Origin of the sequence: Acetobacter estunensis (assembly GCF_019083805.1) — a bacterium.
In the GTDB taxonomy this organism is placed as follows: Bacteria; Pseudomonadota; Alphaproteobacteria; order Acetobacterales; family Acetobacteraceae; genus Acetobacter; species Acetobacter estunensis_A.
In genome coordinates, this window is record NZ_JAHRDV010000005.1 from 89,743 (window position 1) to 109,190 (window position 19,448).

Here is a 19,448-nt window from a genome sequence, read left to right on the forward strand (position 1 = left end):
CCGGTACGCGATATCTCCCTCTCAGTTGGCAGCTCCCTGTTGGCGGGCCTCGTTTTTGGCCCGAGCGCCGGGATGCAATGAGCGCGCTTTCATCTGTGGGTCTGTGGGGAGAGCGAACGCGTGGAGATGGGGATACCCCTCGTCTGTGTGCAGTACCACGCTGAGCAGCGCGTCTCCGAACTGCGCCAGCAGCCACGCTATCGTGTCTTCAAGCCATTGCCATACCGCTTGCGGCCAGCGATCGGATTTGCCCGTGGCAGGAAAACTGGCCACCACAGTCAGAAGAGTGTGCTGGTTGGTGCGGAGCCTGCGAGGGCCAGTGGAAGTCGCCAGTCGGGCATCCTCTACACGCCGGTTGTGTTCCCGCTCCACGTCGGCCGGCGATAGTCCGTAGAGCACCCGTGGCGGCTGAGGCCGTCGCACGTGAGCGCAGGCCCACTCGGCCCTTCCCGCTTCTGCGAGGACGAATCTGACTGACTGCCCTTGTGCGTTGGGGGCTCTGCCGTAGGTTTCCGCGTGGATGAATTGCATCGTCATGGACGATTCTGTGCCACGGAACCTATGCAAGAGAGACTGAGTTTTCCCCGAGTCGGGAGATTGCCCCTCAGCAGATTGCTAACCCTTAGTAACCGACTAAGGGTTGGATCGGACGAAAAATGGCTGTTTTCGGCCATTTTTCTTGAAAATGCGGTATTGTTTGAATCGAACAGACGGCCTTCGACGCCAGCATGTAAGAGGGAAAACGAGCCGTGAACACTTTATGGGAATGTCGCGATTGCGAGTGTCTGAAGGTGTGGGCCGAGCAACAGCAAAAGCGACCGACGCGGGCCACTCTGCCATCGAAACTGACCACGGCCACTCAACGACGTGCGGCAGTGCGTCGAATATTGAGCACGGCCAGAGGAAAGAAAATGACCCTGCGACAAGTGGCTCAGAAGATCGGTGTCGCGCCGTCAACGGTAATGAACATCAAGAGACGAATGGAGTGGGGGGTTTAGGCCTCACCGCGTTCTTTCTTCAGTCGCACTCCGGCGCCGCCGCCATTCTCAGCAATGAATTCCACGCCAGCGGATTCTAGGGCAGTGCGTATGGCAGAGAGGGTACGTGGATGGGGAGTGCGTTTGCCAGCTTCAAAGTCCGCTAAAGTCGCCACTGCCACCTGAGCTGCGTCTGCCAAATCGCCACGCGTCAGTCTCAGCATGGCACGCGCTCCAAGGCATTGCTCAGGTTTTATATCCAACATTGGTTCTCACAGTTGACTTTGGGCTATGTCAGTTATTATATCTGACATTGGCTGAAAGGCCAACATCGGACGGACAGAGAGTTGCAGCTCTCTAGCCCGGCCTAACCACAACCGAAGGATGAATTCGGCAATGGCTAAAAACGCCCATAGCACACCCGCCGTGGAGCGGGCAGCGGAGACATGCGCCAACATTGTGGCGGCGATCCTCGTTCCTTTCCTCATCGTCCTGTCCATCGTCGGGTTGGGCTCATCCGATCCTGTCACGTCCGGCCATGCCTATGCAGTGGAGGCGTTACGGTGAGCGCGCTGATCCCGGCCAAGATGGAGCGCAGCGAGCGTATCCCGGACAACGAGGCGAATTGGATGCTTATCCATGCCGGTGCCGCGCCCTTCAACGACGATCTCTCCATTGAGGAGAAAGAGCAGCGCTTGCGTGAAGGTGCGCGTGCACTGGTCCAATTCTGGGATGACGTGCAGGCGGAGAAGGCCAAGCGCGCTAAAGCCATAGCGCAGCCAAAACAGAAGGTTTTGATTGATGCCAAAAAAAGCCGATCATCCCGCGGTGGTTGGGGGCAGTGAGGTATGAGTGCTTCAGTTCAGATTGAAGATGAAAGGAAGACGTAATGAGCAAAACAGATCTTCCCTCTTACGTGTCTCTTGTCGTGTCGTGGTTTTCTACCGAAGGAATCAATGTTGATCCAAACTCTGACGAAATATTCAATTTGGCTCACTATATAATGGCAAAAAAACACCCGCCAGAGTTGCCGAATTTTGTGCCGGAAGAAACAGTCCGTCTAAAAAATCTAGAGTCAAAAAAAGTAAAAATAGCAATTTCAACAATACATGATGTATTCCCTCGGTGGATAGAAAATGGAGAGAAAGTTCTTTTGGATTTACGAAAAGATCCAATGAAAGACATGTTGGTTGAGGATTTTGAAAAAAAAACAAGAAGCATTAAAGGTTGTTTTTGATGCGGTTCAGAAACTGATTAAAGCAAGCGAATTGTTTCAGTCCGCCATTCAGAATCCAGTAAATCCAAGAGGATATTGGCACGGAGAGGCGCTTCTTGTGGCTCATTATACACTTGAAATACTTAGAAAATTTCAACCAAGAAGCAAGCATGGGGCTGGAAAGCCGACTTCTCCTGCGGTGACAATAACATGTCGAAGCTTAGATGAAATCTATGCAGATATCGGTAAAACATTCGAACCTGAAGCGGTAGTGAAAGCCATTAGAAGCGAAAAAAGGAAAAACTCCAATCTCAAGTTTGTCTGACTTTTGGCGGTTCGTGTTGGATTAAGAACGCCACGACACATACAGTGCAACGGAGGCATCTCACAATGAACATTCCCCATCCAGACAGTCAGGGACGCCGCTTCCTGCGAATTGAAGACATCATGCACGAGACGTGTTTGAGCCGAGCCACTGTTTATCGGAACACGATGCTTGAGCGGGTGAAGGTTGGCAGCCGGACGCTGATCACAGTCGAAAGCTATGAGAAATGGCTCGCATCTCTGCGCCAGAGTGCTGCCTGAAAACAGAAACGCCGCCTGCGGTTAAACAGGACGGCGATCCAAAACATCCAGCATCGTGAGGCAACTAACACCCTCCTGATAGCGGACTTTGGATCGGTCTGTCCATAGAAAAATCGTAGCGCGTGCCATGGAGTACGCAAAATGAACCCTGAAAAACGGGAACGGTCCCCTATTGCCAAACGAGATCATCTTTCTCTGGAGATAATCGGCGAAACCTTGGCTGAAGTGATGCAAAAAGCCGATCTCACCATATTGGAGTTTGCTCACACTCTTCCTCTTATGATCGAAGCTTCTCGGCTTTTCATGGAACGCCATTCCATTGATCAAGATGTAATCGAAGTTGAGCTGGAACGCACTTTCCTCATTGCTACACGACACTTTTCTGTCCTGAACAAAGCTTCGTTTTGTACGCAAGGAGGCAACGCATGATCGAGCCTCTGTACACTGGTCAGGTGAATGGCCGCGCTATCCGCTTCTTCCGTGCGCCCAATGGGGTTCTCGCATTTCCGTGGCACGCCTGCGCCGATCTCGTGTCAGCCGCGGCTTTGCCGGAGGATGCGCAGGAAGTATTCCTCAGCATGACGGCCTCAGGTCAATTTCAAGATGATGTCCGCACTATCCAGACCTCTGCTGGAGCGGTGCTAATTGCGCCGCATTTCGTGGCGCAGGGAGCGATCAGGGCTTTTCAGCGCCTCGGTCTCGTCCGGCAGGACTTTGAAGACGCCTACTGCATGGCGCTCACGGGTGCCTGTGACGTGCTCCATGAGGGCATGACACCTGAGGAGCGATTCCAGAACCTCATCTCCATGGGGCGTTATCACCTTGGACGGGAGGACGACGTATGAGCGACGTCCTCATCCCCGGGTTGCTGATTGCAGCCGAAATTTGTGACCAGTTCCAGAGCGAGAATACAAGAATCTCCTTTGATGAGATCCAGCGGATTTGTGCGACCGATGCCTGGAAAGACATTGATAACCACGAAGTAGCCCACATCCACGGCTGTAAGGCACGCGCAGCAAGCGAGATCGCAGCATTCCTGCGTCGGATGGCGGTCGAGAAGGGAGGTGCGAAATGAGCGCCTCTCTGAAAATGCCTGAACGCAGCAGTAATCTCGTTTACGAAGAGGTTGCCTTCAAAGCAGAACGCCTCGCACGGCATGGTCTGATCGTCTTTCCCTGTGGCGAGGACAAGCGCCCAACCTGCAAATGGGGTGAGTTGGCCACAAGGCATCCTGAGGACGTGCTGATCCTCTGGCGCACATATCCCGGCCCCCTGATCGGAGTGGTGACAGGATCAGCGTCAGGCTTTGATGTTGTGTATCTCGACTGGGGCAAGGGCGGAGACGACTGGTACGCTGAGCATTGCACTCGCGTCCCGGCAACACGGACCCACCGTACGCGCTCGGGCGGCCTGCATCTTCTGCTCCGGCACCGTGAGGGAACACGCAACAGTGCCAGCCGGATCGCGCCCGGCGTCGATGTGCGCGGCAACGGTGGCTTCATCATCTGGTGGCCGGCGACTGGCCTGCCAATCGTGGACCGTTCGCCCGCTGCCCCATGGCCTGCGTGGCTGGCAGGGATGGCGCTTCCACCGCCCCCGCCTGTCGCTGATCTGCGAAAGGTCGAAAACGGATTGCGGGATGCGGGCCGGTATATGCAGGGCGCCGTGCGGGCTGCTGTTTCTGCTGTCGCATCTGCCCCTGAAGGCGCGCGGAACGCTACCTTGAATGGTGAAACCTTCGGTCTCGCTAAATACATTGCCAGCGGACATCTGACGGCTGGACAGATTGCCGAGGCTATGGCCGCTGCTGGGTTGCAGGCTGGGCTTGCCAAGCTGGAGATTGAAGCCACCATCAGGTCCGCGCTGCGGGCGGCGATGGCGGGATGAGCGAAGCCGTGGATATCGGCGCAGCCGTCGAAAGCGGGTTTCGCAAAGTGGAGGAGCGTCCCACCAAGGCTCCTCCTTTCGAAAACATCTCCGTAACGGGAACACCTTTACTGATCGATGCTGACGAATGGGACGAGAATGACATCGCCCCTCGTCCCTGGATCGCGCCGGGCCTGCTTCTGCGCGGCGCCGTCACGGTTGTGGTCGGTGAGCCTGCGGCGGGCAAATCCATGCTGATGGTCGGCTGGGCGACATCTCTTGTGCTGGGCGAGCGGTATGGGCGTCTCAATCCGGTCCAGTGCTGCAAGGTCGTCACCTACAACACGGAGGACGACAACGACGAGCAGAAGCGGCGTTTCTCGGCAGCCCTGCGTCCCGTGGGAAAGCAGCCGTCAGACCTGACGAATGGTCTGTTTCGTGTCAGCACCGAAGGCATCGGCACACTGCTTCGCACGGCGGAAGGTGGGGGCATAATCGCCACACCTGCGATGGAGCAGCTTCAAGCCCTGATTGAGGAACAGAAGCCCGACGTGCTCATCCTCGATCCCTTGGTGGAACTCCACGAGATGGAGGAAAACGACAATACTGCCATTCGTGCGGTGATGGCTTACTTCCGAAGCCTTGCGATCCGTTACGACATGGCCGTGGTCCTGTTGCATCACACCCGCAAAGGATCGGCGGGCATCGCTGGAAACCCTGATATCGCACGTGGTGCGTCCTCGATCATTGGAGCGGCCCGTGTCGTTGTCACCGTTGCGGTCATGACCGAGCAGGAAGCGGACAGTTTCAGCGTGCCGGCTGACCATAGGCGTTATTTCTCGCGGGTCGATACGGGCAAGATCAACGCGGCACCGACCGGGCGTGAAGAATGGTTTGAGCGTCAGGCCTATGAACTGCCGAACGGGGACAGTGTGGCGGCGATGCTGCCGTGGGCACCGCCTGATGACACTGTCGGGCTGGAGCAACGTGTGGTGATTGAGGCCGGGATTGCGAAAGGCTCTTCAGAGGGGCCATGGAGTCCGAAACTGTCTAATGACACGCGATCGGTTCGGCGCCTGTTTGTCGAGAACGGCATTACCTCACAGAAGGCACAGAGAGCTGCATTAGATCATTTGCTGGCATCGGGATGCACAGTTGAAACTTTCAAGAGGTCCAACAATGCGAAAGCCCAAGGCATTAGGTCTCATGATGGACACCCGTCATCGGCGAAATGGCTCTCGGGCGACGGGGAATGATCCGTGTAACTTCCGTGCATAATCCGTGCACGCATGGATCTCAGAACCCTATAGGGAAATAGACCATCCGTGCGGTCTATTTTCCCGTGCAGGTTCCGTGCAAGTTCCGTGCGGGAGGTGGTCCAAATCTGGACCATGTGAGGAGGGATTCCCCAAACTTGGGGAATGAGTTTGCGGCGAGGTCATAAAACAGGGGTGAGACTGTTTTCGGTCTCAGGGGGTCGTTTCTGAAAACGATACCCAGATGGATCAGATCGGGGTGGCGCGGTTTTCGGGGTTACCTTTTGAGGTGAACGGAAATTCCTGTTTACCCTCAAGCTCTCAGAAATCGACTAAACGCGCGTCCGTGCCTGCGCGACAAAAAGGTGCCTGATGTGGTCAGCTTTAATTCTTGCCACGGTGGCCGGAAATTCCCTGTCACGAGGCGCTTCTCACATCTGAGGATGTGATACCGGAAAGCCGGTAGCACCTGGCGGTTTCCTCCACGCTGGAATTGACCCTCCAATGGCCAGCCGAATACTTGCCGGACACATGCGCCGCATCGGGCCGAAACTGAGGTTCGGTTCCTATATAAGTCTCCGAACCTAGCCTAAAAACTGGCGTAATTTAGCCAATTATCGTTCATATTCTTCCTCGCGCCCTGTTTATTGTCCCTCTTAACGACGCAACGAGCCCAAATCTGAACCTTTGGCGGTGATCGCGGCTGATGACCGTCGATCTGTATTGATTGGATGTGTCTGCAATAAATTGTGATAACGCTCTGAATTTATCTGTCTGTTTCTGGGTGTTTCCCTGTGCTTCAGTCGGGGAATGTAAGAAATGTCGTTTTCTGTACTATATCATTCACTTTCATTGTATTCTGATGACATGAACGCACCCGATATTCCTGCTCCGCTGTGTCTGACGACGAGGGAGGCGGCGCGTCGGCTGGGGATCAGTACCCAGACCCTGCGACGCATGGCCAAAAGAGGCGATGCTCCGCCGTCCATCCTGTTGGGGCAGGCATGTGTCATGTGGCCTGAAGAAGCTCTGGTTGCATGGGTGCGTGCCCGAACAGATAAGGAGCGCGCCCGTGAGCACGCTTGAAGAAACCGCCCGCTCAGCCGGGTTGAAAGACCTCTCTCTGCTGAAAATTGCCCGCACAGATCTGTCGGTAGCTGGTCAGGTGGCCGATCTGAAGCAGCGGTATCCACAGGCCTTTGCGCCTGCCTTCAATGCACGCACAGCCACGAAGGCTGACTTCGAAGCAAGGCTCAAGCAGATGGGCTTCCGCAAGCGAGGTCTGATGTGATGCCGACTGTCACTGAAGAAAAACCAATCACCGTTCTCGTTCAGGATATGATGCAGGCGCATCAAGCAGCCCGCATTCGGGATGGTGCGCCTTGGAGCGTCCTCGATGGACTGGCTCAGAAAGCTCGCTTTGCGGCGGGCCGATATAATCAGACCGGAGCCAATGCAAATTCGCTTGCGGACAGAGAGGCCAAGGCCCGCATCCGCAAGGTAGTCGAGGATGCAATCGCTGAATTCGTTCGCTGGCGGGATATGCCGCGGGAAACCATCGCACGTGAGGCGGCTCAGGCAATAGCTCCTGCACCTCGGAGTGCTCCCACACCTGAGCAGGCAGCACACGCTTTCCTTGAAGAACTGGGGCGTCGGGGTATTCGCCTTGAGATTGGGTCGAAGAACCGGCTCAGCGTGCGCCCAGCCCACCTTCTGACTGACAGCGACAAGACCCGTCTCACGACCTTGCGTGTGCCCTTGGCAGCGGCATGGCTGGAGCGGAACGGGGTATGGGTCTGCGAGTGAAAATCCCTCCCGAAAACGCCGCAGAATCGTCGGACGAAAATGATGGCGAAATTGCTCCTGCCGTGGTGAGTGCGACGAAAAAAACGGCGGGCAAAAGAGGCCGTCCATGCAGCATCTGCACCCACACTCTGGCGCGGGAGATTGATCGGGCACTCATCAACCCGGACACGTCCTGCGCCTCAGTTGCGGAGGCTTTCCCCGGCATCACAGCGCGTGCTCTCCAGCGTCACTATGCGGACCATCTCCTTCCGCGTCTTGAGAAGGCGACCGGTCTCGCTGTTGACGATATTGAGCCGACCCTCGGCATCGTTGCTCAGCTTGAAGAACTGCGCGGCCGTGCGATGGCTCTTCTGGACCGAGCTGAGAAAGCGGGGAAACTCAAAGACGCCATTGCGGCCATCCGAGAGGCCCGTGGCGTACTGGATAGTCAGGCGCGTGTGACGGGTGAGGGCTCTCGCGCAGGGGTGCAAATCAACATCGTCAACGCTCCCGGCTGGACAGTGGTGCAAGGCAGCATCCTTGCCGCCCTTGAGCGCTTTCCTGACGCACGTGCTGCGGTCGTGCAGGCGTTGGGGACGATTGATGGCTGATCTGGTCAGAGACATGGCCCGCGATCTTCGGCACGCTCTCGATCCGGTGCTGTTTGCGCGGGAACGGCTCGGGTTTGAACCTGATCCGTGGCAGGCCAATGTCCTTGGTTCGACCAGAAACCGGATACTGCTCAACTGCACCCGGCAGGCCGGAAAGACGACCACAACATCCGTGCTCGCACTCCATACGGGGATGTATCACGCGAATTCTCTGATTTTGCTGTTCTCGAAGGCCCAGCGGCAGAGTTCAGAACTTCTGGCCAAGGTGCAGACACACATCAATACGATGGATGGGCCGCCGAAGCTGCTGAAGGAAGCTGCCACCGAGATCAAGCTGGCCAATGGTTCGCGCATTGTCAGTCTGCCGGGCGATGGAGACAACATCCGTGGGTATTCTGCTCCGAACCTGATCGTGGAAGATGAGGCGGCGTTCGTACATGACAGCCTGTACGAAGCATTTTTGCCGATGCTGGCCACCTCGAACGGCCGATTGGTGCTGATGTCCACTCCAAATGGCAAACAGGGGCATTTCTATAATGCCTGGGCGGGTGGAGATCCCAAGTGGCAGCGTGAAAGCGTCACCGCCGAACAGGTTTCGCGCATCAGCCCCGAATATCTTGAGGACATGCGTTCTGAGTATGGCCCGTGGAAATTCGAGCAGGAATTCCATTGCAAGTTTGTTGAGGCCGACGATCAGTTTTTCAGTGATGAGGCAATCGAACGCGCATTCTCGCGTGATGTGCCTCTCCTCGAACTCAATTTCTGAGGTGACCATGCAGATACGACGTCTTTTCTTATCCGGTGCCATGAATCTCGCTGCGACTGAAACCGGTCCCGGTGGTGTGAGCGGTGCAATTGCGGTGCCAGCGGCGCCCATTCATGGATTAGCCAGTGTGACTTTTCCTGAGTGTGACGCCGGTGCTGGCCTACTGGTCAGCAATGACGGCTCTTCTCCGCTTTCTCTTTGGTACGTCTCTGGAGAAACTGAGCCTCCCGTTGTTCCGGATGGAGCACGTGCGAATGGCGGCCGGATTACTATTCAGCCCGGTGCACAGGAGGTGCTGACCGATTGTGTCGGGGCTGTAGGCGTCACTTATCAGGGCGGTCCTTTTGCAGTCGTGCCGGGCACGTTGCATTACGCTGGCTTCGAGGATCCGGCTGATCATCCGGCCGCCACGGTGATGCTTTGATGACCCGACCTTACACGGAGATTGTCGAAGATCGGCGTGTCATCACTGATGGCGAGCTAGAAAGTTACTCTGTGGGTCTGGATCTTGGGAAAAGTCAGGATTTCACGGCGCTCTGTGTGACGGAGGTTTTGGCGTGCGAACGTCAGCGCTGGCAGAGAACCAAGTTTGATGCAAAGGCAGGGATCGTGGAGCGCCGCGGTGTGCGTCGATACCGGGTGGTAAATCTGCACCGCTATCCACGCGGGACATCGTATCCCGACATCACACGCTCGGTTCAGAGCATCCTTCAGCAGCTTCCGGCCTCACCCTATGGCGCCCATCTGTTTGTGGACCGAACGGGTGTTGGCGCACCGGTTGTGGATGCCATGCGTGAGATGGAGCTGAGACTGACAGGAATCTCGATCACGGGTGGGTCAAAAGTCAGCCGTCCAAAGCCAGGGGAAGCCAATGTTCCCAAATCTGTTCTGGCTAGCTTGCTTGATGTCGCATTCGCGGAGGATCGCCTTGCATTGACCTCTCATGCCAGTGCTTCAGATGCCCTTCGACACGAGTTGCAGAACTTCCGTGTGAAGAAAACGGCACATGGCAACGAGACGATGGAGGCATGGCGCGAAGGCATACATGACGATCTTGTGCTGGCCACAGCCCTCGCCATTTGGGGCGCTGAAAACCGACCGTGGCCGCGACCTGCCATACAATGGAGTATGGGCCGTTGAGTATCGCTGCCATTGATCCGGGCAACTCTGGCGCCATCGCCATCCTGTCTGCGGACGGTCACCTGATCGAAGTTCTCGACATGCCCACCGTCACCATCACGGTGTCTGGGAAGCAACGTAGGATCGTCTCTGCCCCATTGCTGGCGACGATGCTGCGTATCCACGATCCATCGGAAATCTGGCTGGAGCAGGTGAGCACGCGCCCGGGCGAGGGAAGCGTGGGAGCGTTTGCCTTTGGTCGTGGAGTTGGCGTGATCGAGGGAGTGACGGCGACCCTTGGTAAGCCTCTCACCACAGTGCGACCGAACGTGTGGAAGAAAGCGATCTCCTGTCCGGCCGACAAGGGCGGAGCGAGGGCGCGCGCGATGCAGCTTTTCCCGACCGCCGCCGACCAGTTCAAGCGGGTGAAGGATGACGGGCGAGCTGAGGCAGCATTGATCGGGGCTTATGCCTGCCGACTCAGCCGATAAATACGTTGCCTGTGATACTGAAAAATAGTATCACCTATCCATGAAAGCCAAACATCGCCGCACGCTGGAGCTGATCTTCAAGCGTCCCGTTTCTGGCAATGTGCCATGGTCCGACATCGAAGCTCTGTTCATTGCTCTTGGTGGTGAGGTGTCGGAACGGGAAGGCTCCCGCATTGGCGTGTTCCTGTTTGGAGAAATCCGGGTGTTCCATCGCCCGCACCCCAAACCGGACACCGACAAGGGCGCTGTTGCAGCGGTGCGAAAATGGCTTGAGCAGAATGAGGTGACGCCATGAACAACATGATGGAGATAAGCGGCCATCGGGCCGTCATTCAGTTTGATCCTGAGATTGGCCTGTTCCGGGGCGAGTTCATCGGTCTCAATGGCGGGGCTGACTTTTATGCCGATAGTGTGGAAGGCCTTCGGCAGGAAGGGGAAACGTCCCTGCGCGTCTTTCTGGAGATGTGCGCCGAGAAGGGTGTGGAGCCAATGAAGCACTATTCCGGCAAGTTCCAGGTGCGTCTGCCGCCTGATGCGCATGCCCGAGCCGTCGAGATGGCCGCGGCTCGTGGCGTCAGTCTGAATCGTCTTGTTCAGGATGCACTGGAGCAGGCTGCTGGCTGAGAATCGTCTCTCCAAGCCCCAGAACGGCGCTCAGAATGTCAGTCCTCAAGAGGGACAACATGCAGGGCGAGGTTGTACTTCTTGCCCACAACACTTTGATTTTATTGGATAAATACCAGGTAACTGGTGGAGCCAATCGGGATCGAACCGACGACCTCCTGAATGCCATTCAGGCGCTCTCCCAACTGAGCTATGGCCCCCCACAACGCGAGCCATACGACTCTCGTTGAAGTGGAAGGCCGTATAACCCGCTCGATGACACCTGACAAGCCTTTCCTGCCAACCAGCGGGAATTATTTCCGCAGCATCTCCATATCCCGCAAAGCTGCCAGAAGCGGCAGCATGGGCAGCCCAAGAATGGCGTCGTGCGTGCCTTCGATCCGCTCGAAGAACTGGATCCCCGGTCCTTCCAACCGATAACTGCCCACACAGTGCAGGCATGCTCCACCATCGGCCGCGAGGCATGTCTCCATCGCAGCATCGGAAAAATGCCGCATAGTCAGGGTGGGGGTCGAGACATGCCGCCACAGGATATGCCCATCCCGGCACAGGACCACCGCGCTGTGCAGGTGATGCGTCCGGCCCCTTAGAGCCACAAGCTGTCCGCGCGCCGCCGCATAGGTAAGAGGCTTTTCGAACCATACGCCGTCACAGGACAGCATCTGGTCGGCACCGATCACCAGAGCACCGGGATGATCTCTGCTTACGGCAAGAGCCTTGGCCTGCGCGAGTTCCAGCGCCACGGCCTGCGCGCTCTGCCCACTAGCTTTTCCATGATCGCGAACCGGACTTTCCTCCACCTGCGCCGGACAGACCGCAAAGGGCAGGCCGCTTGCTTTCAGCAGCGCCTGCCGGGCGACTGAACCGCTGGCCAGAATCAACCGCACTCCAGATGCAAGCAAAGACGACTCCGGTACTTCTGAAAGCAAAGAATTCGAGTCGGCCATTCTTTTGTCCTCTTCACACGTGCCTGTACGTATGGGCGCTCTCAGGATCAGCACCCGTTGGTACTTCTGTGAGTACCATATCCAGTACCTTGTACCGCCCTGGGGTACATGGGGATGGTACGGACATCCTCAGCCTGAAGTACCGAGTACCGTGGACAGAGGGTACATCTTCAGAAACTGTGAATTGTACACAGCCCCCTGCGGAGGATTTCTGGATAACCCGAAAAAACCCTGTCTTTCCAGATGCCTGAAATCTGTACACATCGGGGGAAAAGCGGGGTACTTTTTCGGAAAGATGGGTACCCCGTCATCCACAGGCCCAAGTACCTTCTCATCATTTCCTTATCTTTCTTTATTCGTTAGAGATGATGACGATCACTCAAGGCAGGAATGGCAGGACACACGGTGACCACAACGCACGGGACAGACGAACGCAGACGGCTCCTTCGCACGCTCAGGGGCGAGGCCACCTGGCCGCCTCCAGTGTGGCTCATGCGTCAGGCGGGTCGCTTTCTGCCCGAATTCCGTGCCCTCCGCGCCAAAGCCGACTTCATGACGCGCTGCATGACGCCAGATATGGCCACCGAAATCACGCTCCAGCCCGTCCGACGTTTTGCAATGGACGGCGCCATCCTGTTTTCGGACATTCTCGTCCTTCCATGGGCCATGGGCCAATCTCTCGAATTCATCGAAAAACGCGGTCCTGTTCTCACACCGATCCGTAGTGAGGCCGATCTTGCTCGGCTCGATCCGCAAAGAGTGGCCGAACGCACGGAACCCGTGATGGAGACCTTGCGTCGTCTGCGAAAGACATTGAAGGAGCCGGTCGGGGCGGCCGCGGCGGAAACCGTGACGCTGATCGGTTTTGCCGGCGCTCCCTTTACCGTCGGGTGCTATATGGTCGAGGGCGGTGGCTCGAAGGAGTTCGCCCAGACGCGCCTGATGGCGTATCGTGATCCCGCGCTGTTCGATCGGCTCATGGCCACGCTCACGGAAAGCACGGCTCAGATGTTGTCAGACCAGGTGGATGCCGGGGCGCAGGCGATCATGCTGTTCGACTCATGGTCCGGCCTTCTGCCACCCAACGAGTTTCGGCGGCATGTCATCGCCCCCACGCGCCAGATCGTCGCTTATCTGAAAAATCGTCACCCGAATGTGCCTGTAATCGGGTTTCCCCGACTGGCGGGCGTGATGGCACCTGAATATGCCCGTGAGACGGGTGTGGACGCCATGGCGCTCGACACGGGATCGGATCTGACCATTGTGGCGGAACAGGTGCGTCCGGATCTGGTGCTTCAGGGAAATCTCGATCCGATCTCCGTCCTTGCGGGAGGAGAGTCCATGCGTAGGGAAGCACTTGCCATTCGTGATTCCATGAAAGGCCGTGCGCATGTTTTCAATCTCGGCCATGGCGTTCTGCCTGAGACGCCGACTGAGCATGTGGGTGATCTCGTGAACACAATCCGGACTATTGGCTGATGGTATCAGCACTTTCCGCGCAGGGTTCCTTGCGGCTCGTCATTTTCGATTGCGATGGTGTGCTTATCGACAGCGAAGGCACGAGTTGCCGTCTCGTGGCACAGGCGGCGCGTGAAGCCGGTTATGACGTGCCGGAGAGGGACGCCGTCGCTACATTCGGTGGCAAGGCTCTTGTCGAGATCAAGAAAGAAATCGAAGCCCACACAGGCCATCGATTGCCCGATAATTGGGCCATCAGTCTGCGTGATCGGTTTGTCGAGGCTTTCCGGTCCTCGGTCGAAGTGATCGACGGTGTGCATGACATGCTCAAGGCCATAGATCGGCTGGGTCTACCCATGCGTGTCGGATCGAATTCCTCCATGCTGGAGATGGAGGCGAAGTTTACCCCTACCGGTCTGGCCGATCGGCTGGCGGGATGTATCCATTCGGCCGCTGACATGCAGGCGCCCAAACCTGCGCCCGATGTCTATCTCCATGCTGCGGCCGAAGAAGGGGTGCTGCCTGAACAGTGCGTCGTGCTGGAAGACAGCGATACCGGTGCCCGGGCCGCCCTGCTCGCGGGTATGACGTGTGTGCTTTTTCGTCCGGCGCATGAACCGGCTCCCGAATGGCCCGGACTGGTGCGCATCAGCCACCTTTCCGAGTTTGCGCCCTTGTTGAAGAAGGCTCTTCAAGCGCAGGGGCGTCTGCCCTCATGATGATGGCGCTTCTGCCGTGGTATCCTTGGATCAAGGCGTTTCACGTCATTTCGATCATCGCCTGGATGGCGGCGATGTTCTATCTGCCACGGCTGTTCGTCTATCATTGTCAGGTGGCGGCAGGCTCACCGGAGAGTGAGCGATTCAAGATCATGGAGCGCCGACTTCTGCGCGCGATCATGACGCCGGCCATGCTGTCTTCGCTGTTTTTCGGAGGGCTTCTGGCTGCCCTGCCGGGTGTCATCAACTGGCACTCTGGCTGGTGGCATGTGAAACTTCTTTGCCTTGTCGGAATGTTTGCCTTTCATGGCGGCTGCGCAAAATGGCGCTCAGCTTTTGCGCGTGATGCAAATGTTCATTCCGAGCGATTTTACCGAATGATGAACGAAGTTCCGACGCTTTTGATGATTGTCATTGTCATCATGGTGATCGTTAAGCCTTTCTAATTTGTAATAAAAATTACATCATAGAGTGCATAAGTCTTACATTTCGTAGCAATGTTGCAGTTTTCCTGCCACGAATGGGTGGTGATGTTGGGAGCAGACAGTGATGAGGTCTCAATCCTCGTCGCTCAATACAAGGACAGGATAATATGAAGCGCAGCTTTCTTGCTATGATTCCCATGACCATGCTTGCGTTTGGTGCTGTGGCATCAGGCAATGCCATCGCGGCACCGGGGAACCCGCCTCCGCCGCCGATGTGCGGCGGTTCGCATGGTTTCCCCATGTTGCATGGAGTTGATCTAACAGCTGAGCAGAAAACGTCACTGAAGAAAATCTTCAAGGACGGCCATGAAAGCGGCAAGGCCCTTCACGCTCAGGAACGCACCCTGCACGATCAGATCGCAAACCAGCTCATGACACCGGGAAAGATCGATCGCAGCCAACTCGACAGTCTGGTGCAGCAGCAGTCTGCCCTGCACGCGAAGGAAGAAGCCGCACGTATCGACACGGCTGTAAAGATCCACGACCTCCTGACGACCAAGCAACTGACGGAAGCCAAGGATCGGCAGGACAAGATCAAGGCTCTGATGGATCAGATTCACCAAATCGATCATCCCGAGCACGACGATCAGGACGACTGATTGGTTGTTCCTTCATTCATGAGGGCGTGACAGAAGAAGGCTCTTTCCATCCCGCAAGATTTGGAAAGAGCCTTCTTTCTTTTCAGACTGATATTGTCGTAAATGTTCGCAATTTCTTGTTCATGATATGTTCAGTCTACGATCCGTGCGTCTCCTTTATGTCGCTGCCTTTTGCGTCCGATGCTGGAGGGGCAGGTGATGGGTCCTGACCTTCCGAGGGTTTGCGATCGACCGGAAAAGAGTTGGCGTTCCATCCCCGTGCCTGTGCCAGAGCGCTGACGATCCGGTAAAACCCGGCCCAGCGTGAGGTGGAAGTCGGGGGCTTCCAGAACCGCACGGCCAACGCACAACTGGCGATGATGAACGATACGATGGCCGTTGCCGTGGCAAGCTCGGACGATGGAATCAGTTGAAGAATGAAAGTGATGGCGCTGGTCACGTCCATTGACGAAAGAATGCTCCCCGAAATTGTGTGCGCAGCCCACATGGCCACCGCACCCGGAAAGCACGTCTAGCTGTCCTCGTCCGCAATTTCCGTCGGGAAGAGATGAGGTCAGAGGAGTTTCGTCATTTTCAGCAGAAACCATGTCCCTACCATGATGAGAAAGCATAATCCGCCAGCCTCGACCGTGCCCCATTGGCCAGCGGCCAGAAACATGCCGCCTGTGTTCATGCCGAAGAAGCCGGTCACAAAGGTTGCTGGCAGCATCATCGTCGTTCCAACCGAGACGATGTAGAGGCGTCGGTTGGTCTCTTCCGCCTGATTGGATGTCAGCTCGTCCTGCAGCGAGCGTGCCCGGTCCTGAAGAGCGAGAAGATCGTCCAGTGCGCCATGGATTTGACGCTCCGAGCGGTCACGTAGATCATCCTCCGCCCATTCGGGCAGTTCCAGTTCCTCGTCCTGAAAGATGCGGTTTACCGGCGAGATCACGCGCCGCAGTTCCGTCGAGCGACGACGCACCTGACCCAACATGCCGCCCATCCGGCCCAGATCCGTGTCACGATCCAGCAGCAGCAGCACGTCTTCGGCACGATCGAGCTGGTCGTCCAGTCGCGACATGGTCCGTCGGGCCGTATCGGCAAATTCCAGAAGAGCGCGGTCCACGAGGCCGGCGGGATTGTCCGGTACCTGTCTGCGCTGGATTTCGCGATACACCACGCCAAGCGCTGGAATGGGGTGACGGCGTGTCGTCACCAGCAGCGTGGGCAGCATCGCAAAGCGCCAGACGCACACGTCCCGGTCATCTTCCGAGGCCGCATCGTCGAAGGCGGGCAGCGCGCCATAGACAAGATCCCCTTCGGCTTCCAGCCGGGCGCCCTTGTCGGTGTTGGTCAGCGTCTGTTGTGCGTCTTCCGTCAGACAGGGGATAGCTTCCACCTGCGCGCGTGAGCGTGTGTGCACGATGTCGAAATGCAGCCAGACCCAGCCACCTTTGGCAGGAGGGTCTCCCGCCAGAGCGCGGACGATTTCATCGCTTTCCAGTTTCTCCGGCGGTTCGCCGGGCAGAAGGCGAATGGCCCAGACCAGCCCATCGGCAAGAGCGTTGTCCGGATCGGGAAAGGGCGGACGGATGTCGTTCATCGCGGTTCCTTCCTTTCCGGAACTGTGGAAGGGGGCTGGAAGACGGGGGTGACACCATTTGCGTCACAGGTTTCGTGATCTTGCACAGTCCGCGTTGGCTGGCAATGCAGCTCCAAGGCACACTGTGCGGCAGATGATGTCTTCAATACCATGCAAGAATGTCAGCCGCGTGGCAGCACCACGCGCGCGCGCAGACCGCCTTCGGGGCGGTTGGAGAGTTCCAGTACGCCATTGGCGCGTTCGACCTCACGCTTGACGATGGCAAGACCCAGCCCCAGCCCGCCCGTGCGCCGTGAACGCGAAAGTTCAAGCCGGTGAAAGGCGTTTGTAATACGCGGCATCTCATTTTCAGGAATGCCGGGGCCGTTGTCCTCCACATCGATCATCACGCTTTCCGCCTTGGGAGTCAGGCGGATGACGGCGGAGCCCGCGTAATGCAGCGCATTTTCCACCAGATTGGTGAACACCCGTTTTGTGGCCAGTGGCGGCAGGACAATCGAGAGACGGTCCGGCCCTTCATACGTGACGTCACCCCCGCGGTCTGTGGCGTCATCAGCAATGGTGGAGAGGAGTGTTGCCAGATCGAGGGTACGGCACGCTTCGCGCGCCTTTTCGCCCGAGAGATAGGCCAGAACACCATCGACCATCGCTTCCATCTCGTCGATATCGGCTTCGATGGAATCCCGTGCTTCCTCGTCGGTCAGGAAACCGGCCCGTAGGCGCAACCGCGCCAGCGGCGTGCGCAGATCGTGCGAGACAGCGGCCAGCGCTTCGGTCCGGTCATCGATCAGATGCGCGATGCGGCCCTGCATGGCGTTGATGGCGTGCGCCAGTCGTCGCACTTCGCCCGGTCCCTTTTCCGCCAGAGGTTCCCATTCTCCTGCGCCGACCGTGTCCGCCACGGTCACGAGGGCGCGCAGGGGAAGGCTGAGCGCACGAACCAGCATCAGAGCCACGAAAAGGACAGCCAGTGCCACGATGGCCGCTGTCGCCACTCCACGCGTGACGAGGTGGCTGCGCAGGATGTCAGGTGCTGTGAAACCGATCAGGCTGCCATCGGAGAGATGCAGCGTGCCGCTGATGTCGGTCCAGCGACCCGGGCCGCCGGGATGAAGCTGAAGATGCGTCTGGGCGAGTGTCGGGTTGGCGTTGACAAGCTGCTGGTGCAACTGCGCCAGTCCCTTCGGCTCCGGATGGGTGTCGAGTTCCGCGTCGGCCGGTTTCCAGACGATCTGGAGGTCGCCCGTGGACAGCATGGTGGCCAGCACAGGTCGCGTCGTGGGCGCAGCCCCGTCGATGACGCGGACATCCGTCGCCAGTCGTTCTCCAATCAGATCGAAGCGATCCGTGTCCTCGATGACGGCTTCAGCGTGCTGGTAGAGCGTCCAGCTGGCAACGAACACCATGCCAATGGAGGCAAGCAGCACCAGCATGACGCGCCCGACCAGCCCGCGCGGCCAGAGCCGGATGAGCCGTTCCCTGCCCTGCCCCACCACCTGCCGCCTGTTTCCGGCATTGACGATCACACGCGCTCGATGGGCGCAGTGAAGATGTAGCCCTGTCCGCGCACGGTGCGGATCAGGTTGTCCGCTTCCGTTCCGAGCTTGCGGCGCAGGCGGCTGACCAGAACATCAATGGAGCGGTCCGATACATCGCCCAGACGGGTGCGCGAAAGTTCGAGCAGCCGGTCACGCCCGATGACACGCTGGGGATGGTCGAGGAAGCTGACCAGCAGATCGTGCTCGGCTCCTGAGATGTCCACGATGGCGCCGGTGGGATCGGTGAGTTCGCGACGCCGGAGGTCGAGCGACCAGCCCGCGAAGTTGATGATCTCGCGCCGTGTGCGTCCCGCTGGCGGCGTAGCCAGCGCGGATTGTCCCCGCCGGAGCACGGCCCGCACACGGGCCAGCAGTTCCTTCTGGCCGAAGGGTTTGGCCACATAATCATCGGCGCCCAGTTCAAGTCCGAGCACGCGATCGAGTTCCTCACCGCGCGCGGAGACCATGATGATGGGAACATGCGTGAAGGATTCGTCCTCCACTTCCCCGCGTATGCCGCCCTGACGGAGTGTCCGGCACAGATCCAGCCCGTTCATGCCGGGCATCATGACATCGAGAATGATGAGATCGGCCGGGTCCGTCTTCAGGGCGTCCCACATGTTCTTCGCGTCCGGCACGGCGCGGATGCGGTAGCCATCGGATTGAAGGGTGCGACTCAGGAGCGTTCTCATTCCCGGATCGTCTTCCACGATCAGGATGCGCGTGGGGAGATCCTGCAAAGAGGAAGGGCTGGGCGAAGAGGTCTGCGTCATCGTCGGCATCACCACGCTCTAAGGTCAGGGCACTGAAAGGAAAGTGTAGCT

At 57.7% G+C, this 19,448-nt stretch carries 31 protein-coding genes and 1 tRNA gene; 24 read left to right on the forward strand and 8 right to left on the reverse strand.

The features are described 5' to 3' along the window. Positions 1 to 21 precede the first annotated feature (21 nt). Both KUA11_RS08070 and KUA11_RS08075 read right to left on the reverse strand, forming a co-directional pair. Positions 22 to 537, reverse strand: coding sequence for a plasmid recombination protein (locus KUA11_RS08070; protein WP_217409806.1), 516 nt, complete (start codon positions 535 to 537; stop codon positions 22 to 24). Between the two features lie 457 nt (positions 538 to 994). Beyond that, positions 995 to 1,243: a helix-turn-helix domain-containing protein gene (locus tag KUA11_RS08075; RefSeq protein WP_368040972.1), complete on the reverse strand. Its 249-nt coding sequence runs from the start codon at positions 1,241 to 1,243 to the stop codon at positions 995 to 997. A 130-nt stretch (positions 1,244 to 1,373) separates the two neighbouring features. Here KUA11_RS08075 and KUA11_RS08080 point away from each other — a divergent pair, with 130 nt between their 5' ends. The 20 genes from KUA11_RS08080 to KUA11_RS08175 all read left to right on the forward strand — a co-directional run bounded on the left by KUA11_RS08080 (position 1,374) and on the right by KUA11_RS08175 (position 11,296). Next, the gene (locus KUA11_RS08080) at positions 1,374 to 1,544 is read left to right on the forward strand and encodes a hypothetical protein (protein WP_217409808.1); all 171 of its coding nucleotides are present in this window, start codon (positions 1,374 to 1,376) and stop codon (positions 1,542 to 1,544) included. Further along, a complete protein-coding gene (locus tag KUA11_RS08085; protein ID WP_217409809.1) occupies positions 1,541 to 1,822 on the forward strand; it encodes a hypothetical protein in 282 nt (93 codons plus the stop codon). The genes KUA11_RS08080 and KUA11_RS08085 overlap by 4 nt, the downstream gene beginning before the upstream one ends. A 44-nt stretch (positions 1,823 to 1,866) precedes the next feature. Further along, a complete protein-coding gene (locus tag KUA11_RS08090; protein WP_217409810.1) occupies positions 1,867 to 2,214 on the forward strand; it encodes a hypothetical protein in 348 nt (115 codons plus the stop codon). Further along, positions 2,168 to 2,518 (forward strand): hypothetical protein, encoded by a 351-nt coding sequence (locus tag KUA11_RS08095; protein WP_217409811.1) that lies wholly within the window; start codon positions 2,168 to 2,170, stop codon positions 2,516 to 2,518. Before KUA11_RS08090 ends, KUA11_RS08095 begins: the two co-directional genes overlap by 47 nt. Positions 2,519 to 2,583: 65 nt before the next feature. Further along, positions 2,584 to 2,778 carry a helix-turn-helix transcriptional regulator gene (locus tag KUA11_RS08100; RefSeq protein ID WP_217409812.1) on the forward strand — a complete coding sequence of 65 codons (195 nt, stop codon included), beginning with the start codon at positions 2,584 to 2,586 and terminating at the stop codon, positions 2,776 to 2,778. 141 nt (positions 2,779 to 2,919) lie between these two features. Beyond that, positions 2,920 to 3,207, forward strand: coding sequence for a hypothetical protein (locus KUA11_RS08105; protein ID WP_217409813.1), 288 nt, complete (start codon positions 2,920 to 2,922; stop codon positions 3,205 to 3,207). Then, a complete protein-coding gene (locus KUA11_RS08110; RefSeq protein WP_217409814.1) occupies positions 3,204 to 3,623 on the forward strand; it encodes a hypothetical protein in 420 nt (139 codons plus the stop codon). The genes KUA11_RS08105 and KUA11_RS08110 overlap by 4 nt, the downstream gene beginning before the upstream one ends. Further along, positions 3,620 to 3,853 (forward strand): hypothetical protein, encoded by a 234-nt coding sequence (locus KUA11_RS08115; RefSeq protein ID WP_217409815.1) that lies wholly within the window; start codon positions 3,620 to 3,622, stop codon positions 3,851 to 3,853. Before KUA11_RS08110 ends, KUA11_RS08115 begins: the two co-directional genes overlap by 4 nt. After that, entirely contained in the window at positions 3,850 to 4,665 is an 816-nt protein-coding gene (locus tag KUA11_RS08120; RefSeq protein WP_217409816.1) for a bifunctional DNA primase/polymerase, read from the forward strand. The genes KUA11_RS08115 and KUA11_RS08120 overlap by 4 nt, the downstream gene beginning before the upstream one ends. Then, positions 4,662 to 5,900 (forward strand): AAA family ATPase, encoded by a 1,239-nt coding sequence (locus KUA11_RS08125; protein ID WP_217409817.1) that lies wholly within the window; start codon positions 4,662 to 4,664, stop codon positions 5,898 to 5,900. Before KUA11_RS08120 ends, KUA11_RS08125 begins: the two co-directional genes overlap by 4 nt. Before the next feature lie 867 nt (positions 5,901 to 6,767). Continuing rightward, positions 6,768 to 6,986, forward strand: coding sequence for a helix-turn-helix transcriptional regulator (locus KUA11_RS08130; RefSeq protein WP_217409818.1), 219 nt, complete (start codon positions 6,768 to 6,770; stop codon positions 6,984 to 6,986). After that, positions 6,973 to 7,191 carry a hypothetical protein gene (locus KUA11_RS08135; protein WP_217409819.1) on the forward strand — a complete coding sequence of 73 codons (219 nt, stop codon included), beginning with the start codon at positions 6,973 to 6,975 and terminating at the stop codon, positions 7,189 to 7,191. Before KUA11_RS08130 ends, KUA11_RS08135 begins: the two co-directional genes overlap by 14 nt. Further along, the gene (locus KUA11_RS08140; RefSeq protein WP_217409820.1) at positions 7,191 to 7,706 is read left to right on the forward strand and encodes a hypothetical protein; all 516 of its coding nucleotides are present in this window, start codon (positions 7,191 to 7,193) and stop codon (positions 7,704 to 7,706) included. Before KUA11_RS08135 ends, KUA11_RS08140 begins: the two co-directional genes overlap by 1 nt. After that, the gene (locus KUA11_RS08145) at positions 7,691 to 8,296 is read left to right on the forward strand and encodes a hypothetical protein (protein ID WP_254454775.1); all 606 of its coding nucleotides are present in this window, start codon (positions 7,691 to 7,693) and stop codon (positions 8,294 to 8,296) included. The genes KUA11_RS08140 and KUA11_RS08145 overlap by 16 nt, the downstream gene beginning before the upstream one ends. Then, positions 8,289 to 9,062: a terminase large subunit domain-containing protein gene (locus KUA11_RS08150; RefSeq protein ID WP_217409821.1), complete on the forward strand. Its 774-nt coding sequence runs from the start codon at positions 8,289 to 8,291 to the stop codon at positions 9,060 to 9,062. Before KUA11_RS08145 ends, KUA11_RS08150 begins: the two co-directional genes overlap by 8 nt. A gap of 40 nt (positions 9,063 to 9,102) precedes the next feature. Further along, on the forward strand, positions 9,103 to 9,486 hold the full coding sequence (locus KUA11_RS08155) for a hypothetical protein (protein WP_217409822.1): 384 nt from the start codon (positions 9,103 to 9,105) through the stop codon (positions 9,484 to 9,486). After that, entirely contained in the window at positions 9,486 to 10,202 is a 717-nt protein-coding gene (locus KUA11_RS08160) for a hypothetical protein (protein WP_217409823.1), read from the forward strand. Before KUA11_RS08155 ends, KUA11_RS08160 begins: the two co-directional genes overlap by 1 nt. Beyond that, positions 10,199 to 10,672, forward strand: coding sequence for a RuvC family protein (locus KUA11_RS08165; protein ID WP_217409824.1), 474 nt, complete (start codon positions 10,199 to 10,201; stop codon positions 10,670 to 10,672). Before KUA11_RS08160 ends, KUA11_RS08165 begins: the two co-directional genes overlap by 4 nt. A 40-nt stretch (positions 10,673 to 10,712) precedes the next feature. Beyond that, complete coding sequence (locus KUA11_RS08170; protein WP_217409825.1) at positions 10,713 to 10,967, forward strand: type II toxin-antitoxin system HicA family toxin; 255 nt, start codon at positions 10,713 to 10,715, stop codon at positions 10,965 to 10,967. Further along, the gene (locus KUA11_RS08175; RefSeq protein ID WP_217409826.1) at positions 10,964 to 11,296 is read left to right on the forward strand and encodes a type II toxin-antitoxin system HicB family antitoxin; all 333 of its coding nucleotides are present in this window, start codon (positions 10,964 to 10,966) and stop codon (positions 11,294 to 11,296) included. Before KUA11_RS08170 ends, KUA11_RS08175 begins: the two co-directional genes overlap by 4 nt. 124 nt (positions 11,297 to 11,420) lie before the next feature. Here the strand turns inward: KUA11_RS08175 and KUA11_RS08180 are convergent. Next, a tRNA-Ala gene (locus KUA11_RS08180) sits at positions 11,421 to 11,496 on the reverse strand. A 93-nt stretch (positions 11,497 to 11,589) separates the two neighbouring features. Beyond that, entirely contained in the window at positions 11,590 to 12,198 is a 609-nt protein-coding gene (locus KUA11_RS08185; RefSeq protein ID WP_254454776.1) for a Maf family protein, read from the reverse strand. Between the two features lie 435 nt (positions 12,199 to 12,633). Between KUA11_RS08185 and hemE the strand changes: the two genes are divergently transcribed. From hemE to KUA11_RS08205, 4 genes are all read left to right on the forward strand, one after another. After that, positions 12,634 to 13,722, forward strand: coding sequence for a uroporphyrinogen decarboxylase (gene hemE, locus KUA11_RS08190; protein ID WP_217409828.1), 1,089 nt, complete (start codon positions 12,634 to 12,636; stop codon positions 13,720 to 13,722). Further along, complete coding sequence (locus KUA11_RS08195; protein WP_217409829.1) at positions 13,722 to 14,420, forward strand: HAD family hydrolase; 699 nt, start codon at positions 13,722 to 13,724, stop codon at positions 14,418 to 14,420. Before hemE ends, KUA11_RS08195 begins: the two co-directional genes overlap by 1 nt. After that, positions 14,417 to 14,866, forward strand: a complete 450-nt coding sequence (gene hemJ / locus KUA11_RS08200; RefSeq protein ID WP_217409830.1) for a protoporphyrinogen oxidase HemJ — start codon at positions 14,417 to 14,419, stop codon at positions 14,864 to 14,866. The genes KUA11_RS08195 and hemJ overlap by 4 nt, the downstream gene beginning before the upstream one ends. Before the next feature lie 146 nt (positions 14,867 to 15,012). Then, a complete protein-coding gene (locus tag KUA11_RS08205) occupies positions 15,013 to 15,504 on the forward strand; it encodes a Spy/CpxP family protein refolding chaperone (protein ID WP_254454777.1) in 492 nt (163 codons plus the stop codon). Positions 15,505 to 15,640: 136 nt separating this feature from the next. Here the strand turns inward: KUA11_RS08205 and KUA11_RS08210 are convergent, their stop codons facing one another. The 4 genes from KUA11_RS08210 to KUA11_RS08225 form a co-directional block, all read right to left on the reverse strand. Next, complete coding sequence (locus KUA11_RS08210) at positions 15,641 to 15,949, reverse strand: hypothetical protein (RefSeq protein ID WP_217409831.1); 309 nt, start codon at positions 15,947 to 15,949, stop codon at positions 15,641 to 15,643. 108 nt (positions 15,950 to 16,057) lie between these two features. Beyond that, a complete protein-coding gene (locus KUA11_RS08215) occupies positions 16,058 to 17,086 on the reverse strand; it encodes a CorA family divalent cation transporter (protein WP_217409832.1) in 1,029 nt (342 codons plus the stop codon). 161 nt (positions 17,087 to 17,247) lie between these two features. Next, the gene (locus KUA11_RS08220) at positions 17,248 to 18,519 is read right to left on the reverse strand and encodes an ATP-binding protein (RefSeq protein ID WP_217409986.1); all 1,272 of its coding nucleotides are present in this window, start codon (positions 18,517 to 18,519) and stop codon (positions 17,248 to 17,250) included. A gap of 89 nt (positions 18,520 to 18,608) precedes the next feature. Beyond that, the gene (locus KUA11_RS08225) at positions 18,609 to 19,397 is read right to left on the reverse strand and encodes a response regulator (RefSeq protein ID WP_217409833.1); all 789 of its coding nucleotides are present in this window, start codon (positions 19,395 to 19,397) and stop codon (positions 18,609 to 18,611) included. Positions 19,398 to 19,448 lie beyond the last annotated feature (51 nt).

Bases quoted from the DNA above. Each gene is read 5' to 3' on its own strand.
- KUA11_RS08070 (WP_217409806.1), bottom strand. From the start codon at position 537: ATGACGATGCAATTCATCCACGCGGAAACCTACGGCAGAGCCCCCAAC.
- KUA11_RS08075 (WP_368040972.1), bottom strand. From the start codon at position 1,243: ATGTTGGATATAAAACCTGAGCAATGCCTTGGAGCGCGTGCCATGCTG.
- KUA11_RS08080 (WP_217409808.1), top strand. From the start codon at position 1,374: ATGGCTAAAAACGCCCATAGCACACCCGCCGTGGAGCGGGCAGCGGAG.
- KUA11_RS08090 (WP_217409810.1), top strand. From the start codon at position 1,867: ATGAGCAAAACAGATCTTCCCTCTTACGTGTCTCTTGTCGTGTCGTGG.
- KUA11_RS08100 (WP_217409812.1), top strand. From the start codon at position 2,584: ATGAACATTCCCCATCCAGACAGTCAGGGACGCCGCTTCCTGCGAATT.
- KUA11_RS08105 (WP_217409813.1), top strand. From the start codon at position 2,920: ATGAACCCTGAAAAACGGGAACGGTCCCCTATTGCCAAACGAGATCAT.
- KUA11_RS08110 (WP_217409814.1), top strand. From the start codon at position 3,204: ATGATCGAGCCTCTGTACACTGGTCAGGTGAATGGCCGCGCTATCCGC.
- KUA11_RS08115 (WP_217409815.1), top strand. From the start codon at position 3,620: ATGAGCGACGTCCTCATCCCCGGGTTGCTGATTGCAGCCGAAATTTGT.
- KUA11_RS08120 (WP_217409816.1), top strand. From the start codon at position 3,850: ATGAGCGCCTCTCTGAAAATGCCTGAACGCAGCAGTAATCTCGTTTAC.
- KUA11_RS08125 (WP_217409817.1), top strand. From the start codon at position 4,662: ATGAGCGAAGCCGTGGATATCGGCGCAGCCGTCGAAAGCGGGTTTCGC.
- KUA11_RS08130 (WP_217409818.1), top strand. From the start codon at position 6,768: ATGAACGCACCCGATATTCCTGCTCCGCTGTGTCTGACGACGAGGGAG.
- KUA11_RS08140 (WP_217409820.1), top strand. From the start codon at position 7,191: ATGCCGACTGTCACTGAAGAAAAACCAATCACCGTTCTCGTTCAGGAT.
- KUA11_RS08145 (WP_254454775.1), top strand. From the start codon at position 7,691: ATGGGTCTGCGAGTGAAAATCCCTCCCGAAAACGCCGCAGAATCGTCG.
- KUA11_RS08150 (WP_217409821.1), top strand. From the start codon at position 8,289: ATGGCTGATCTGGTCAGAGACATGGCCCGCGATCTTCGGCACGCTCTC.
- KUA11_RS08155 (WP_217409822.1), top strand. From the start codon at position 9,103: ATGAATCTCGCTGCGACTGAAACCGGTCCCGGTGGTGTGAGCGGTGCA.
- KUA11_RS08160 (WP_217409823.1), top strand. From the start codon at position 9,486: ATGACCCGACCTTACACGGAGATTGTCGAAGATCGGCGTGTCATCACT.
- KUA11_RS08170 (WP_217409825.1), top strand. From the start codon at position 10,713: ATGAAAGCCAAACATCGCCGCACGCTGGAGCTGATCTTCAAGCGTCCC.
- KUA11_RS08175 (WP_217409826.1), top strand. From the start codon at position 10,964: ATGAACAACATGATGGAGATAAGCGGCCATCGGGCCGTCATTCAGTTT.
- hemE (WP_217409828.1), top strand. From the start codon at position 12,634: ATGGCAGGACACACGGTGACCACAACGCACGGGACAGACGAACGCAGA.
- KUA11_RS08195 (WP_217409829.1), top strand. From the start codon at position 13,722: ATGGTATCAGCACTTTCCGCGCAGGGTTCCTTGCGGCTCGTCATTTTC.
- hemJ (WP_217409830.1), top strand. From the start codon at position 14,417: ATGATGATGGCGCTTCTGCCGTGGTATCCTTGGATCAAGGCGTTTCAC.
- KUA11_RS08205 (WP_254454777.1), top strand. From the start codon at position 15,013: ATGAAGCGCAGCTTTCTTGCTATGATTCCCATGACCATGCTTGCGTTT.
- KUA11_RS08210 (WP_217409831.1), bottom strand. From the start codon at position 15,949: ATGGACGTGACCAGCGCCATCACTTTCATTCTTCAACTGATTCCATCG.
- KUA11_RS08215 (WP_217409832.1), bottom strand. From the start codon at position 17,086: ATGAACGACATCCGTCCGCCCTTTCCCGATCCGGACAACGCTCTTGCC.
- KUA11_RS08220 (WP_217409986.1), bottom strand. From the start codon at position 18,519: ATGCTGGTGCTGCTTGCCTCCATTGGCATGGTGTTCGTTGCCAGCTGG.
- KUA11_RS08225 (WP_217409833.1), bottom strand. From the start codon at position 19,397: ATGACGCAGACCTCTTCGCCCAGCCCTTCCTCTTTGCAGGATCTCCCC.